We start from the raw sequence: 15,527 nt of genomic DNA, 5'->3' as shown, positions 1-15,527 counted from the left end.
GCAAAAAGATAGTTCAGAGATTTCTAAACTATTGGTCAATGGCCGCGACCCTGATCGTCTTCACGCCCATGATGTCGATTGAGGTCATTTTTTGTGTCACGACAGGCGTGTCATTAAGCTGTGGGAAGCCGGATCACCGATAGCATGCGCCCTTGCAAAGATGAAGAGTCTTTTGCTCTAAGGATAAGGTCTGCTGAGTAAAGAGGTCCGGTCAAATTGATCATATAAATCAGCGAACATTTTTCCGTGCAAATAGTGTTTGTATCGCTCTCGGTCGAATCGAAGTTGCCGTTTTTCTTTTTCCTTACTCGGTGGAAGAGCCAGGAATGCACCCTCTTGCAATGGACCTATAGCGTGGGCTTGTAGCAATTCATCTAGCCCATCGATACTGGTTTTTGAACCGACGAAGTCAGCACCTTGTTGGGAAAACAGATCGTAACGTTCATGTAGCTGGAACATTCGCAGGGTATTGACTGACTTGGCGCAGGTAGGGTCATAGGTGATCCGAACTTTCAACTGATCTTTGATGTTTTCGAAGTCGCTTACAATGTCGACTATAGTGCTACCCGGCTTCTCGCAACGAAAATGCAGGGATTCTGAGTCGAACAGAGGGTGCAAATAGGAATGGTCGCCTGTATCCTCGGCGCCCTTCAGGCGAGAGTTACAGATCGAGCAGCTGGGAATGAGATTGTGCAAAGCCAATGCCAGATACGGGTAGCGATGCTGAGGATAATAATGATCCAGGTCTGGCCTGATGCCTTTCTCTGCTTCCTTTGTGGTGAGCATGTAAGCGTGATGACAATAGGGGCATATTTTGTAAGTGCTGCTTTTGCACAGTTTGTATGCCGACCAGCCCTGTACACGCTTGGAAGTGAATTTTTTGTAATCGAATGTCCTTCTTAGAAAGGAATCCAGTACGGAGCGTTCGTGTCGAGAAATCTTTCGCTTCAGTTTCTCATAATAACGAATGGAGGACTGCAGTCCGCTCGGACTCTTAGCTGTCAACTGGATTTTGAGGAAGTTCAAAAATTGCGTGGCGGGTTTCTCGATAGATGTTTTTTTGAGCGACTTTATTCCTTCGTTGATACATTTTTCCAAGTAACGATTGTGCGAAGCGTATGCCGTTTTCCAGACGTCCGATATATTGATCAGCATTACGACCGTTCCTTGTTCAGCAGATAATCAATTTCCCTTGAGATGATAGGGTCCTCGATGATGCTCCGGACATAGCTGTCTCGCTCCGTCATTTGGCCTTGGGCGGCATTGTGCAGAGTCTTATTAATTTCTCGGATGGCAAATGCACCCATCGAACGGGCACCAAACGAGCGGTTTAATACTAGTTGCATGGGGGCGCCGAAGGATGGCTGCGGTTCATCACTGTCAAAAGTCGCAACGAACTCTCGTGGCACATCAGTAGCCAGTAGAGGGGAGTGGGATGCCAGAATCAATTGTAGGCAATCGATCTGGAGTTCCTCCTTGCATTGGCTCAAGAAGTCGTTGATTTGATAGACATATTGCCGTTGCCACTCCAAATGTAAAAATGCGTCGCCTTCATCGATCATTACCAGTAACTTGCGGAACCCACGGGTTCGCAATTCCTTCAATGATTCGTACAAAGCGATGATTTGTTGCATGATCGCCCATTGTCCTGAGCTGATATGAGGATACCCAAGTCGACAAAGCTTGAACGCTTCCAATCGTTCGAGTCTGACACGTTGCTCTTGGGTAATCAGGGGCCGAGTGTAGATTAGAACATTGCTGCTACTGCCTGGTGCTGGTTCGAAGTGCTCATGCCTAAGCAGGTATTCGGTCATTTTGGCAAGTCGGTGCAATTCAGGCAGGCGTGGATCATCTTGCGGCGAAGGTAAGAACTCAAAATCCAGATATGTTTTGAGAAAGCTGATGACCAAAACGATACTGGCTTGGCGCTTCTCCAGTAGTTGGGTAACTACAGCAAGGCAAGCAAAAACCTGATGCGCCCTGGCGCTTTGGTGTAGCTTGCGTAGCAGTAACTCAACGAGGGTCTGAAATTGTTCGGTATAGCGGGAATCTGCAAGGTTGTATTCCGACTGGCTGGCTTCAAACTCCGAGACATTATCAAATATTCGTTTGCGCTCTTCGAGTTCGGCGAAATTAAAAGCATCGAGGATGGCGGCGGTACGAAACTGCCGGTTTTTCAACAATGCTTCAGCTAACAGTCGAGCAATTTTGCGGTATTCCGCTCGCAATGTAGCGGTCAACTCTACGTCGAGGCCGAAGGCAGCCAGAATGTTAGAGTAGCGGTCTAGATTATTGAGATTTTCCACTGGACGCTTTGAGGCGTTGATGAAGTTTTTGGTACTGCGAATGCTTGGCCTGTTTTGTGCGGGCGTGTAGTACAGGATTCCCCAATCGTTTAGCTGCTCCGGTGTGGCCAGGCGTTCGGTGCTGAGGATAATCTTACAGGGTTCGTCCAGTGATTGATTGCGTCTTGTGCCGAAAGCTTCAGCGATTTCTTGCAAGGTTCGAGTCTTGCCGGATCCATTCTTGCCAATGAGCAGAGAGATCGAATCGATGTCAAACAGGTTGAGAGCGCTGCTTCTTAGGTTAAGGGTTTTTCGCCCGGTCAATATTGTCCTGATCATGTGCTGGGGTCCATTGTGAATGCCGTCGATTAGAAGCCGCTCAAACTGGCAGAATCGGCTATTGCCAATTCGTGAATAGCGCCTACGCGCTACACCTGTGCCGCCACTGTAGCGCTACTCGCTACATCTGTAGCGTCTTTCACGGATGAATAGCGCTTCGCCCCATCCCTGAATCCCATCAAATCAAGCTGTCGGCCCTATTTCAAGTCAGTGGCATGGTCATTGCTCCTTCACGGGTGCGCATCGATATGACCGCGCCACTAATAAGAAAAGGACTACGCCCATGAGACAGATTGGCCATGCCTCGTTTTCCGGTGTTCGATCTACCGTCGCCGGTATCCCTCTGAAATCCCTGGCCGGCGCTTTGCTGTTGAGCCTGGCCACTGCGTCCGCCTTGGCTTCTGAGACGCCAGCCAATGTCGACAGTCAGCGACTGATTGCGGCCGATAAAGAACCCGGTAACTGGATGAGCACCGGACGGACCTATGATGAGCAGCGCTACAGTCCGCTCAAGCGGATCAGCGATCAGAACGTCGGTCAGCTTGGGCTGGCCTGGAGCTACAAGCTCGATCTGGATCGCGGTGTCGAGGCCACGCCGATCGTGGTCGATGGCGTGATGTACACCACTGGGCCGTTTTCGGTGGTGTACGCGCTGGATGCCCGTAACGGTAAGTTGATCTGGAAGTACGACCCGCAATCGGACCGTAACCGCGCGGGCGAAGCCTGCTGCGACGCGGTCAACCGTGGCGTGGCCGTGTGGAAGGGCAAGGTCTACGTGGGCGTGCTTGACGGGCGCCTGGAGGCCATCGATGCCAAGACCGGTCAACGCGCCTGGTCGGTCGATACCCGGGCCGATCACAAGCGCAGCTACACCATCACTGGCGCGCCCAGGGTGGTCAACGGCAAGGTGGTGATCGGCAACGGCGGCGCGGAGTTTGGCGTGCGCGGCTATGTCACCGCCTACGATGCCGAGACTGGCAAGCAGGCCTGGCGGTTCTATACCGTGCCCGGCGACCCCAAGCTACCGCCGGAAGACAAGGGCATGGCCATTGCCGCCAAGACCTGGCATGGCGACGCGTTTGTCGAGCAGGGCGGTGGCGGGACGGCCTGGGATTCGTTTGCCTTCGACCCGGATTTGAACCTGCTGTACATCGGTGTCGGCAACGGTTCGCTGTGGGACCCGAAATGGCGCAGCCAGGCCAAGGGCGACAATCTGTTCCTGTCGTCGATTGTCGCGGTCAACGCCGATACCGGTGAGTACGTCTGGCACTACCAGACCACTCCGGGTGACGCGTGGGACTACACCGCGACCCAGCATATGATCCTCGCCGAACTGCCCATCGATGGGAAACCGCGCAAGGTGCTGATGCAGGCGCCCAAGAACGGTTTCTTCTATGTGATCGACCGCGCCACCGGCCAGTTGCTGTCGGCCAAGGGCATCGTGCCGCAAAGCTGGACCAAGGGCATGGACATGAAGACCGGTCGGCCAATCGTCGATGACGAGAACGCTGCGTATTGGAAGGACGGCAAGCGCAAGCTGGTGACGCCGGCCTTCTGGGGAGCGCATGACTGGCAGCCAATGTCCTACAACCCGAACACCGGGTTGGTGTATATCCCGGCCCACATCATGTCCGCCTACTACGAGCACATTCCCGAGGCGCCCAAGCGCAACCCTTTCAAGAGCATGTACCAGTTGGGCCTGCGGACCGGAATGATGCCGGAGAATGTCGACGGTCTGTTGGAAATGGCCAAGGGTTGGTCGGGCAAGCTGATCGCCTGGGACCCGGTCAAGCAGCAGCCGGCCTGGGAAGTGCCCTACGTGACCATCTTCAATGGCGGCACCTTGAGTACCGCCGGTAACCTGGTATTCGAAGGCAGCGCCGATGGCCGGGTGATCGCCTACGCGGCCGACACCGGCAAGAAACTCTGGGAGCAGCCTGCGGCCAGTGGGGTGATGGCAGCACCGATCACCTACAGCGTCGATGGCGAGCAGTACGTGACGTTCATGGCCGGCTGGGGCGGGGCATTTTCCACCTTTGCCGGCGCCCTGTCGCTGCGTGCCGGGGTGCAGCCCTTTTCCCAGGTGCTGACCTACAAGATTGGCGGCACCGCCAAGTTGCAGGAACCGGCGCCGCGTCCCGACACCCCGAAACCACCCGCGCTGAGCACCGACACCGCGGCCATCGAGGCCGGCGGCAAGCTCTATGACGGATATTGCTCGCAGTGCCATGGCATCCACGCGGTCAGCGGCGGCGTGTTGCCGGATCTTCGCAAGCTGACGCCGGAGAAACACCAGATGTTCCTCGGCATCCTGTTCGGTGGGCGTGTGCCCGATGGCATGCCGTCCTTTGCCGATGCCTTTACCCCCGAGCAGGTCGACCAGATCCATCAGTACCTGATCAAGCGGGCCCACGACCTTCAGGACGAAGGACTGGCCTGGAAAAAATTCAGCGCCAAGCAATAAGCCTCCGGCCGGTAGCCTTGCCGGTCGGTCGCACATCCTCGACAGGAGAGACGCGGATATGAGTGACATCATCTACCAGAACTACATCGCCAATGCCTTTGTCGCCAGCGACGAGCATCTTGAGGTCCATAACCCGGCCAACGGCCAGTTGCTTGGGCGCGTGCCCCAAGGCAGCTCCGCCGAAGTCGAGCAGGCCATCGCAGCCGCGCGCCAAGCCCAAAAGGCCTGGGCTGCCCGCCCGGCCATTGAACGTGCGGGCTATCTGCGCAAAATTGCCAGCAAGGTGCGCGAACACGGCGAGCGTTTGGCTCGGACCATTACTGCCGAACAGGGCAAGGTCCTGGAGTTGGCGCGGGTCGAAGTGAATTTCACGGCCGACTACCTCGACTACATGGCCGAGTGGGCGCGGCGCCTGGAAGGCGAAGTGCTGAGCAGCGACCGGACCGGCGAGAGCATCTTTTTGCTGCGCAAACCCCTCGGCGTGGTCGCCGGGATTTTGCCGTGGAATTTCCCGTTCTTCCTGATCGCCCGCAAGATGGCGCCAGCGCTGTTGACCGGCAATACCATCGTCATCAAGCCGAGTGAAGAAACGCCGATCAACTGCTTCGAGTTCGCTCGCCTGGTGGCCGAGACGGATCTGCCCGCTGGCGTCTTCAACGTGGTGTGCGGCACTGGCGCAACGGTCGGCCATGCACTGAGCAGTCACCCGGGCATCGACCTGATCAGCTTTACCGGCAGCGTCGGCACCGGTTCGCGGATCATGGCCGCTGCGGCACCGAATATCACGAAACTCAATCTGGAACTGGGCGGCAAGGCCCCCGCCATTGTTCTGGCTGACGCTGACCTGGACCTGGCGATCAGGGCCATTACGGCCTCGCGGGTGATCAATACCGGGCAAGTGTGCAACTGCGCCGAGCGAGTCTACGTCGAGCGCAAGGTGGCCGATGCGTTTATCGACGGTATTGCGGCGTCCATGGCGGCCACCCGGTATGGCGACCCTCTGGCCGAACATGGGTTGGACATGGGCCCGTTGATCAATCGCGCGGCGCTCGACAAGGTGGCGCAAATGGTCCGGACCGCGAGCGGGCAGGGTGCGCAGATTATTACCGGCGGCGCGGTGGCCGATCTAGGCCAGGGTTTCCACTACCAGCCAACCGTTTTGGCCGGGTGTTCCGCGAAGATGGAAATCATGCGCAAGGAGATCTTTGGTCCGGTGCTGCCGATCCAAATTGTCGATGACCTCGATGAGGCGATTGCGCTGGCCAATGACAGCGAATATGGCCTGACCTCGTCGATCTACACCGCGAGCCTGAGCGCTGCCATGCAGGCAACCCGCTTGCTGGATTTTGGTGAGACCTATATCAACCGCGAGAACTTCGAAGCCATGCAGGGCTTCCACGCCGGGACGCGCAAGTCAGGCATTGGCGGCGCCGATGGCAAGCACGGGTTGTACGAGTACACCCATACCCATGTGGTGTACATCCAGGCGTGACAGTTCCACTGCCATCAAAAAGCGCCCAGGCCGGATTCACGGTCTGGGCGTTTTGTATAGGGGATCAGAGACGGTCGTTGGGTTGCACTAAACGTTGCTTTTTCATCTGTCGATAGAGCGTCGAGCGAGCGACCCCCAACTCGGCGGCTGCCGCGCTGATATTCCACCGATGCCGGCGCAAGATTTCCAGCAGATTCGACGCGGGTGGTTCGCTGCCCACGGACGGGCTGGCCAGCCGGGCATACGCGTCGCCCTGCAGCAGTTCGGCGGGGAGGCAGTCGACATCGACATTGCCGTCCTCGGCCAGCGCCACCGCGTAGCGCAGGGCATTGATCAGTTGGCGGATATTGCCGGGCCAGGACGCCTCCAGCAGGCATTGGCGGGCCTGGGCGGTGAGCTGCACACCCTTGGCTTCGGCTTGGCTGTCGAGCAGACGCTGGATCAGTTGCGCGCGGTCACTGCGTTCGCGCAAGGGCGGTAGACTGAGGTTCATGCCGTTGAGGCGATAGAACAGATCCTCGCGAAAGTGTTTGTCGCGCAACATACCTTGCAGGTCTTGGTGCGTGGCGCAAATCACCTGGATGTCCAGTGATACCGGCATTGGAGCACCGATGGGGCTGATCTCCCGTTCGGCCAGTACGCGTAGCAGACGGGTTTGCAGATGGGCTGGCATATCGCCGATTTCATCGAGAAACAGCGTGCCGCCATTGGCCAGTTCCAGCTTGCCCTTCATGCCTTTTTTATCGGCACCGGTGAAGCTACCGCCACGGTAGCCGAACAGTTCACTCTCGATCAGGCTCTCGGGGATTGCCGCGCAGTTGAGTGCGATAAAGGGCTCGTCCCGACGCGCGCTGGCCTGGTGAATGGCTCGCGCAAAAGCCTCTTTGCCAGTGCCTGTCTCGCCGGTGATCAGGATGGCGATGTCTTTGTCGATGACCTTGTGCAAGCGGCGCACGGCCTGCTGTAGCGTCGGGTCATCACCGGCCAGTTGCTCCAGATCGGGGTGGCGGGGCCGCTGTGCCTTGGCCGGCGCTGGCGCCAGACGGTGATGGCTCGCGGGGATGCGCAGGCTCAGGTCCAGCAGCGCTTCGTCATGCCGCGCACGCAGGCGCAGGCCGCGGGCGCCGCCGTTGGTCAGGCGCAGTAGCTCGTCGACGCCCATGGGCAGCAGTTGGTCGATAGCGCCGCCCAGCAGATGGGGGCCATGGGCCTGGTCATGGGCAACAAAGGCCGCGTGATTGGCACCGATCACTCGACCACTGTCATCCAGCGCCAGCAATTGCTCGTTGGCGAGATCGGCAATCTCGTCGATGGGCTTGAGCGATAGGGTCAGCCGATCCCGGTAGTTTTGGCGAAAGTGTGCGTTCTCGATCAAGCGGGCATACAGGATCACCAACTGCAGGGTCAGGTATTGGCTTTCCTTGGGTCCATTGCTGTTCAGGCAAGTAGCGTTCAAGCAACCCTGCAGAAGGCCCTGGGCGTTGAAAATCGGCGCAACGGAACAGCTCAGGCGAGCATTCGAGGTGAGGAAGTGCTCCTCGCGGTGGATGATCAACGGCTCGGCCGCAGCCAACGTGGTGCCGATGCCGTTGGTGCCGGCGATGGACTCGTCCCAGCGCGCCCCGACCACCAGGCCCGAGCGGACATAAGGAACAGGCTGGTCGGGCAGGCGAGCATCGAGGGTGATGCCGTGTTCATCGCTGAGCAACACCGCGAAGCCGGCTGGTACCACGCGCCGGGCCAAACCGCTGACGCCCTGGCTGGCGATATCGAGGTACTGCTGGTGTCGTTGCTGATGCTGGCGGATATCTTCGGCGCAAAGAACATCCAGGCGCGCGGACGAGGAGGGATCGAGTCGATGTTTTATGACGCTGCGATACCAGGACTGGGCAATCACCCGGTCCGGACTGATTCGCCGCTCAGGGAAGTGCTCGTTGACGAAGGCAGCGAGTTCGCTCGGATGGGGCTGCGCGCTATGCCGAGTCATGGGAGGCTCCGTGTAGCGTGCCGCTTCAGAGGGCGGGCACGGCGTTATTGTTATCGGTGCGACGAGCCACGGCCGTCAGGGCTTTAAGATAGTCCCTGTTCGCGGTTGACGCTACGCCAGGCCACATCTCAAGCACCCGGAAGGATTAAGTGACGCCACTGCTTACATCCGGTGATGTTCCAGCAGGAAATCTACGAACAGCCGCACCCGCGCCGGCATTGCCGAGCCCCCCACGAACACCGCATGGATCGGTTCTCGGTCGCCTGGGTTCCAGGCTTCCAGCAGCGGTATCAGGTCTCCGCGCTGAAGGTCCTCGCTCACGGTGAACTCGCCGATACGGGCAATGCCGGCACCGACTCGCGCGAATTGTGCCAACGCTTCACCACTGCTGCATTCGATGTTGCCGCTGACCTTCAGGGAGAACTCTCGTCCGTCGCGGATGAATGGCCAGTTGGGTTCGGCGCGCCGAAAGTTGAAGCGTAGGCAGTTGTGCCGTAGCAGGTCCTCCGGTTCCACCGGGGTGCCATGGCGCTGCAGATAGTCGGGCGATGCCACCACGACCTGGCCGGTGTCGCCGATCCTGCGCGCGGTCAGCGGGCTGTCCGGCAGATGGCCGAAGCGCACCGCCACGTCGGCCTGGCCACCGAGAATGTCGACGACTTCATCGCCCAGGGTGAGGTCGACGACGATGTTCGGGTAGCGGGCGCTGAATGCCGCCACCAAGGGAACGATGGCCTGCCGCCCATGGCCAAGGGCGGCGCTGACCCGCAATCGGCCCCTGGGTACGCCCTGGTCGGCGATGGCTTCTTCGACCTCGTCCATGTCGGCCAGGATACGCCGGGCGCCGCGCAGGAACGCCTCGCCCTCGGCGGTGAAGGTGATCGCTCGGGTGGTGCGCAACAGCAGGCGGGTACCCAGGCGTTGTTCGGTACGCGCGATGATCCGACTGACCGCCGAGGGTGTCAGCCCTAATGCACGCGCGGCGGCTGACAGGCTGCCTTCCCGCGCCACGGTGGCGAACACGCTCATTTCACCTGATCTGCCGTTGAAGTCCATTTGTGCCTCTTGCGCAAAGGTGATTGCCAGAAATGCTATCTACCGCCTGAAAAGACGGGATCGTAGCATTCGCAGCATAGATGAGGAGCCTTCCATGCGTATCAATCCACCACTTGTTGCACTCGCCATCGGTGCCTTTGGCATCGGCGTGACCGAGTTCGCCCCCATGGGCATGTTGCCGGGCATCGCTGCGGACCTCGGCGTTTCCATTCCCGCCGCCGGTCTGTTGGTCAGTGCCTACGCCCTGGGCGTACTGCTCGGCGCGCCGTTGATGACCCTGACCACCGGCAGGATTCCCCGGCGCTATCTGCTGATCGGGCTCATGGCGATTTTTACCCTGGGTAATCTGATGTCAGCCCTGGCGACCGATTACTACAGCCTTATGGTCGCCAGGGTGGTGACCTCACTGAACCACGGTGCGTTCTTTGGCGTTGGCTCCATCGTCGCCGCCAGCGTGGTCGCTCCGGAGAAACGTGCCGGGGCGGTGGCGGCCATGTTCATGGGCCTGACCCTGGCGACCATCGGCGGCGTGCCGCTGGCCACCTGGTTTGGCGAACTGTTCGGCTGGCGCACGGCATTCTGGGGTATCACCGGCCTCGGCGGGGTGACCATGGCCGCGTTGTGGTTCGCCTTGCCCAACCTGCAAATGCCGCAAGGCGTCGGCGTGCTGGCTGAAATTCGGGTACTGGGCCGTGGCCCGGTGCTGGGGGCGTTGGCCCTGACCGTCGTCGGCTCGGGGGCAATGTTTACCGTCTTCACTTACATCGCACCGATCCTCAGCAACGAGACCCACGCATCCACCGCTTACATCACCGCCATGCTGGTGCTGTTCGGTGTGGGATTGACGCTGGGCAACATGTGGGGTGGCAAGGCCGCCGACCGCTCGATAGACCGCACCCTGATCGTTTCGCTGAGCGTGCTGATTCTCGTCTTGCTGGCGTTCACCGCGCTGATGCGTTGGCCACTGCCGGCCGCCGTGGCCATCCTGATATGGGGTATCGCCAGTTTCGCCCTGGTGCCGCCGCTACAGATGCGCGTCATGGAAGCCGCCAAGGACGCGCCCAATCTGGCCTCGGCGGTGAACATCGGTGCCTTCAATCTCGGCAACGCGATAGGTGCGGCGCTGGGCGGAGCGGTGATCAATGCCGGGCTGGGTTATCCGGCGATTTCCCTGGCCGGAGCGGCGATGGCGGGTCTGGGGCTGCTGATGGTGTTGGCTTTTGCCTGGCGTTCCAGAGCGGCTGCAACGGCGGTTGCGTGACGATGCTGTGAGGGGGGGACTGTTAGTCCCCTTCGCCTCACGCGCCTGCTTGGCCATCGTGCGGCTAAACCCGCTGACGGATTTCCAGAGACAAAATCGAAGGCGGCTTGGGTGACGGCCGGCAGTCACGCGCCGGCCATGGTGAGTGGATATTCTCTCGCCCAGGACTGAATGTCGCCTTATGGCTTAGGCTTGCCCAGTTGTTTGGCCGTCTCGGTCACGATGGCGCTGAGGCCCTGCTCGTTGATCTTCTTCCAATCGCTGTCGGTGGCCAATTGCATGCTGTCGCGTGCGCCGGAAACCACGTCCAGTGGCGCTGCGCCCTGGGTTTCGATTTTCAGGTGGGCCTTGTTATTCACTGCCACGCTGAACGCACCTGGAGAGAACCACGACCAGTATTCGATGATGTGCACGTTCACGTTGGCGGCGCTCGGCGTGGGGGTGTTCACCACTTGGTACCCGGCCTGCTGATAGGCTGTCGCCACCGCATTGCCCACCAATTGCGACACGGTACGACCTGACGGCAGCACTACATCGCCCAGCCCTTTACCATAACCGTTGCGCTTTCGTCCGATGGCCCGTTGGGTGACGCTGGTATCGTTCACTTCCTCATCGTTTTTCAGGGAAGGAATATCGGCGCTGCGAGGCTTGATCTGAAACACCCGCTCATCCACTGCGCTGATATACACCTGCTGCCCTTGGCCGGAAGTACTGGCTTGCGGCGCGGGGCCGACGATGTCCACCTCGGAGCGGCTGGTGGCGCACCCTACGAGTGAGGCGAGGGCGATGGCGGTGGCGATGACTTTGAAAGATGACATGGTGGCTCCTGAGGGTTCGGTTGTCCTTTTGCCCCGGCCTTCATACGGGCGTTTTCGGGGCGACGGAGCTTAACCGTTGCGCGATGCCTGGGGAAGCGATGCCGCGCACCGGGCTTGCACCCAATCCAAAGCGGGCTCATGAAGCCCGGGTGAGGAGACCGGGCATGACCCGAGAGCCTGAAGCCGGGCCACGGTTTGACTCCAGGCTATCTGGCGTTGCGGGAAAAGTGACAGACAAGAATCACTTCGCCACGGCCGACATCAGTAGCTTGCGAATCTCTCCGGTAATCGCACTTTTGGTGCCCTGCTCCAAGATCCCCACCCGACGTACGGCCAGGTCGCCCGGTAGTGGTAGCACCCGCAGGCTGGGGTCTTTGTGCCAGTCGAAGTTTTTCAGCAACGGCACGATTGCCACACCGACTTGTTGGCGAACCAGATCGGCGATGCCAATGATCGAGTTGAGCTCCAGGATCTCCAACGGCTCGACCGATTCGCTCTTGATGATCGACTGCACTTTTCGGCCCACTGCCGTGGATCTGTCGTAGCGAATGAACGGCTGCGTCCTGAGCAACTCCACGGCGTCGTCGATACCGGCGGTTTGTGTGGCATTGGCAAGCATGACGATCGGTTCGTTGTAGAGCAGGGTCCAGCTCAAGCCATCGAAGTTCTGCCGCGTGGTCTCGATCAGCAAGGCGGCGTCGAGCTTTGCGGCCTGTACGAGGTTGACCACTTCATCGGAGCGAGCGGTCATCAGATTGACCGATATCCGTGGGTGCAGCTTTTTCAGTTGCACCAGGCAATTGGCGAGCAAGCCCATACCGGAGGTAATGCCGCCGATGGACACTTCACCCTCCATGGCCATGTCATCAGGCGCTTCGGCGATCATTTGCTCGTAGTCCGCCAGCAAGCGCTTGGCTTTGGGCAGCAGCAACACGCCATCGCGATTCAGCTTGATCTGCCGCTGGCTGCGGTCGAACAGCGGCCGGCGCATCTCTTCCTCGAGTGCGCGCATTTGCAGGCCGACGGCGGCGTTGGTGAGGGCCACGCGTTCAGCCGCGGCGGCAAAGCTGCCGTACTCGGCAACGGCGATAAACGTCTTAAAAAAACGGATGTTGCTCATGGGGTGGTCCCGTAGCCGTGGGCAGGTCTTATTGTAAATATTTTGTTTATGATCGATAAAGTTTAATTAGTTTTTCTTTTTGTGGCGCCCGGCCAATACTCAAACCCGAACTGACTTGGCGAATTTTCCACACATGAGCAATCCAGAGAACAATTCTATCGACGCCGCCTTGCGCGCTGCCAGGAGCGTCTATCACCTCGGTGTCACGACGGTGTACTCGCATCAGGAGGACAGCCGTTTTGCCTACACCCTCTATGTGCCCGAGAGCATCGAGGACAGCACTCGACCCGTGGACCTGGTGGTGTCGTTGCACGGTTCCACCCGTGCGATGGAGATTTATCGCAATGGCTTCGCGGAGTTCGGCCGCTGGAACGACTGCGTGGTTCTGTCTCCGCTGTTCCCGGTCGGTGTGCTGGGTGATGGCAATGGGGATGGTTATAAGCAGTTGGTCGAGGGCGACATTCGCTACGACAAGGTTCTGCTCGACATGATTGCCGCCGTGGGTAAACGCTACGGGCGCTGCTTTGACACCTTCGCGTTGTTCGGTTACTCGGGCGGCGGGCAATTTGCCCATCGATTCTGCTATCTGCACCCGGAGAAACTTTGGGCGGTGTCTATCGGCGCGCCGGGTTCGGTTACCTTGCTGGATGCCGACCAGGACTGGTGGGTCGGGGTGCGGGACTTCGCGACGCGCTTCGGCAAACCACTGAACCTGCAAGCCTTGCAGCAACTGCCGGTGCACATGGTGGTGGGTGATGCGGACCTCGAAACGTGGGAGATCACCCACCGCGAAGGCGGCAAGCACTACATGGCAGGCGCCAACGCCGCCGGACGCACGCGCCCGGAACGCCTGGCGACCTTGAAGGCAAGTTTCGAAGCCGCCGGTGTCCAGGTGCACTTCGACCTGTTACCCAATGTGGCCCACCAGGGCATCAAGGCCATGCCGGCGGCCCAGGATTTCTTCGCCAGGGTATTGCGCCACAAACGCAGCCTTGGCTGATACAACGCTGGTAGATGCACTCAGAACAGACCGTATAACAATAACCAAGGATTCAACCATCCTGATGCCGGTCCTGCCTTGGCCCTCGCCATTGACCGGAATATTTCTTCAAGGAGTCTTTCTCCCGTGAACAGTTATGTGAAGGCGGCGCTGGCCGTCGCGATGTCGGCGTGCACAGTGTCCATGGCCGTGGCGCAAGACAAGGTCATCCGTGTTGGCCTCAATGGTGATATCCGTAGCACCGACCCGGGCGTCAACCGCGACGACAATACCGACGCAGTGATGATGCATATCGTCGAAGGGCTGGTGGCGTATCGCGAAGACACCAGCATCGCGCCAATGCTGGCCCGTACGGTCGACATTTCGCCGGATGGCCTGCGCTACACCTTCACCTTGCGCGACGGGGTGCACTTTCAAAATGGCCAGTTGATGACGGCCAGGGAGGTGCAATGGACTTGGCAGCGCTACCTTGATCCCAAGACCCAGTGGCGCTGTCTGGCGGAGTTCGATGGCCGTGGCGCAGCCAGGATTGTCGATGTCTCCACCCCCGATGCGAAAACCGTGGTGTTCCAGCTAGACCAGGCCAACGGCTTGTTCCTGGCCGCGATGGCCCGCCCGGATTGTGCCGGCAGCGGCATCCTGCACCCGGACTCGGTGGCGGCTGATGGCAGTTGGCGCACACCGATCGGCACCGGCCCGTTCGCCCTGGGCAAATGGCAGAAGGGCCAGTACGTCGAGCTGGATCGCTTCAAGGCGTACACCCCGCGCACCGAGGCAGAGGCGGACGGTTACACCGGCAACAAGCAGGCATTTATCGACAAGGTGCGTTTCGAGGTGATCCCCGATTCGGCGTCGGCCAAGGCCGCCTTGCTGTCTGGTGGCGTGGACTTGCTGCCGGACGTGACGGCGATGGACGCTGCACAACTCAAGCAGGTCAACAACCTGGAGATTCAGGTCAGCCCGATCATGACCATCAGCGGCTTGTTGTTCCAGACCCGCGACCCGTTGCTCAAGGACGTGCGTATTCGGCGTGCGGTGGCGCTGTCCCTGGATTACGCGCAGATGGTTGCAGCATTGTCCGATGGCTTGTCGGTGGTGAACAACTCGGTGATTCCTACCGCCAGCCCCTATTACGACGCCGCTGCGCACCAGGGTTACACCTACAACCTCGACGAAGCGCGGCGCCTGTTGAAAGAGGCGGGTTATGGCGGCGAAAAAATCCGCATGCTGGTCAACAAGCGTTACCCGCAGATGTTCGATATGGGCTTGCTCAGCCAGGCCATGACCCAGGCGGCGGGGCTCAATATCGAGATGGAAACCCTGGAGTGGGGCACGCAACTGGAGCGCTACCAGACCGGCAGCTACCAGATGATGTCGTTCTCTTATTCGGGACGGTTCGACGCGGCGCAAAGCTACGAGTCGGTGATTGGCGACAAACAAAAGGAACCACGCAAAGTCTGGGACAACCCTGAGGCCCTGGCGATATTGCGTGAAGCCCAGCGTGAGTTGGACCCCGCCAAGCGCCGGCCCCTATTCGACAAGCTGCATGCCTTGATGCTCAAGGATGTGCCGATGGTGGTGATCTACAACGGTACAGCCATCGGCGCCATGAACAAGCGCATTGAAGGTTACCGCTCCTGGCCCGTTGCCAAGCCACGCCTGTGGGGCGTGAAGCTGGCCGACACTACCCACTGAGGCATACGGC

The 15,527-nt window shown here is 59.4% G+C and carries 11 protein-coding genes; 5 read left to right on the top strand and 6 right to left on the bottom strand.

Annotated elements, in window-relative coordinates:
• Nucleotides 1–177: 177 nt before the first annotated feature.
• Together V7773_RS11510 and V7773_RS11505 are read right to left on the bottom strand one after the other, a co-directional pair.
• Nucleotides 178–1,155 carry a hypothetical protein gene (locus V7773_RS11510; RefSeq protein WP_336073454.1) on the bottom strand — a complete coding sequence of 326 codons (978 nt, stop codon included), beginning with the start codon at nt 1,153–1,155 and terminating at the stop codon, nt 178–180.
• Entirely contained in the window at nt 1,155–2,624 is a 1,470-nt protein-coding gene (locus tag V7773_RS11505) for a hypothetical protein (protein WP_336073452.1), read from the bottom strand. The genes V7773_RS11510 and V7773_RS11505 overlap by 1 nt, the downstream gene beginning before the upstream one ends.
• Before the next feature lie 283 nt (nt 2,625–2,907).
• Here V7773_RS11505 and V7773_RS11500 point away from each other — a divergent pair, with 283 nt between their 5' ends.
• Both V7773_RS11500 and aldA read left to right on the top strand, forming a co-directional pair.
• Nucleotides 2,908–5,088 carry a PQQ-dependent dehydrogenase, methanol/ethanol family gene (locus V7773_RS11500; protein WP_063321757.1) on the top strand — a complete coding sequence of 727 codons (2,181 nt, stop codon included), beginning with the start codon at nt 2,908–2,910 and terminating at the stop codon, nt 5,086–5,088.
• A gap of 58 nt (nt 5,089–5,146) precedes the next feature.
• Entirely contained in the window at nt 5,147–6,580 is a 1,434-nt protein-coding gene (gene aldA / locus V7773_RS11495) for an aldehyde dehydrogenase (RefSeq protein WP_336073450.1), read from the top strand.
• A gap of 64 nt (nt 6,581–6,644) precedes the next feature.
• Here the strand turns inward: aldA and V7773_RS11490 are convergent, their stop codons facing one another.
• Both V7773_RS11490 and V7773_RS11485 read right to left on the bottom strand, forming a co-directional pair.
• Nucleotides 6,645–8,567, bottom strand: coding sequence for a sigma-54-dependent Fis family transcriptional regulator (locus V7773_RS11490; RefSeq protein ID WP_336073448.1), 1,923 nt, complete (start codon nt 8,565–8,567; stop codon nt 6,645–6,647).
• 162 nt (nt 8,568–8,729) lie between these two features.
• Nucleotides 8,730–9,623: a LysR family transcriptional regulator gene (locus tag V7773_RS11485; protein WP_092461813.1), complete on the bottom strand. Its 894-nt coding sequence runs from the start codon at nt 9,621–9,623 to the stop codon at nt 8,730–8,732.
• Nucleotides 9,624–9,717: 94 nt separating this feature from the next.
• Here V7773_RS11485 and V7773_RS11480 point away from each other — a divergent pair, with 94 nt between their 5' ends.
• Nucleotides 9,718–10,884: an MFS transporter gene (locus V7773_RS11480; RefSeq protein ID WP_092142245.1), complete on the top strand. Its 1,167-nt coding sequence runs from the start codon at nt 9,718–9,720 to the stop codon at nt 10,882–10,884.
• A gap of 179 nt (nt 10,885–11,063) precedes the next feature.
• Here V7773_RS11480 and V7773_RS11475 read toward each other — a convergent pair whose 3' ends face one another.
• On the bottom strand, nt 11,064–11,702 hold the full coding sequence (locus V7773_RS11475; protein ID WP_063321743.1) for a flagellar biosynthesis protein: 639 nt from the start codon (nt 11,700–11,702) through the stop codon (nt 11,064–11,066).
• Between the two features lie 241 nt (nt 11,703–11,943).
• Nucleotides 11,944–12,822, bottom strand: coding sequence for a LysR family transcriptional regulator (locus V7773_RS11470; RefSeq protein ID WP_336073442.1), 879 nt, complete (start codon nt 12,820–12,822; stop codon nt 11,944–11,946).
• Between the two features lie 133 nt (nt 12,823–12,955).
• On the opposite strand from V7773_RS11470, the gene V7773_RS11465 reads away from it, so the two are divergent.
• Complete coding sequence (locus V7773_RS11465; protein ID WP_336073441.1) at nt 12,956–13,822, top strand: alpha/beta hydrolase; 867 nt, start codon at nt 12,956–12,958, stop codon at nt 13,820–13,822.
• A gap of 126 nt (nt 13,823–13,948) precedes the next feature.
• Nucleotides 13,949–15,517, top strand: a complete 1,569-nt coding sequence (locus tag V7773_RS11460; RefSeq protein ID WP_336073440.1) for an ABC transporter substrate-binding protein — start codon at nt 13,949–13,951, stop codon at nt 15,515–15,517.
• Nucleotides 15,518–15,527 lie beyond the last annotated feature (10 nt).

It is taken from the genome of Pseudomonas sp. 3JA (genome assembly GCF_036961705.1).
Taxonomy (GTDB): domain Bacteria; phylum Pseudomonadota; class Gammaproteobacteria; order Pseudomonadales; family Pseudomonadaceae; genus Aquipseudomonas; species Aquipseudomonas fluorescens_Q.
The sequence above is the reverse complement of the archived record's forward strand: the minus strand, read 5'-3'. Positions and strand labels throughout refer to the sequence as shown.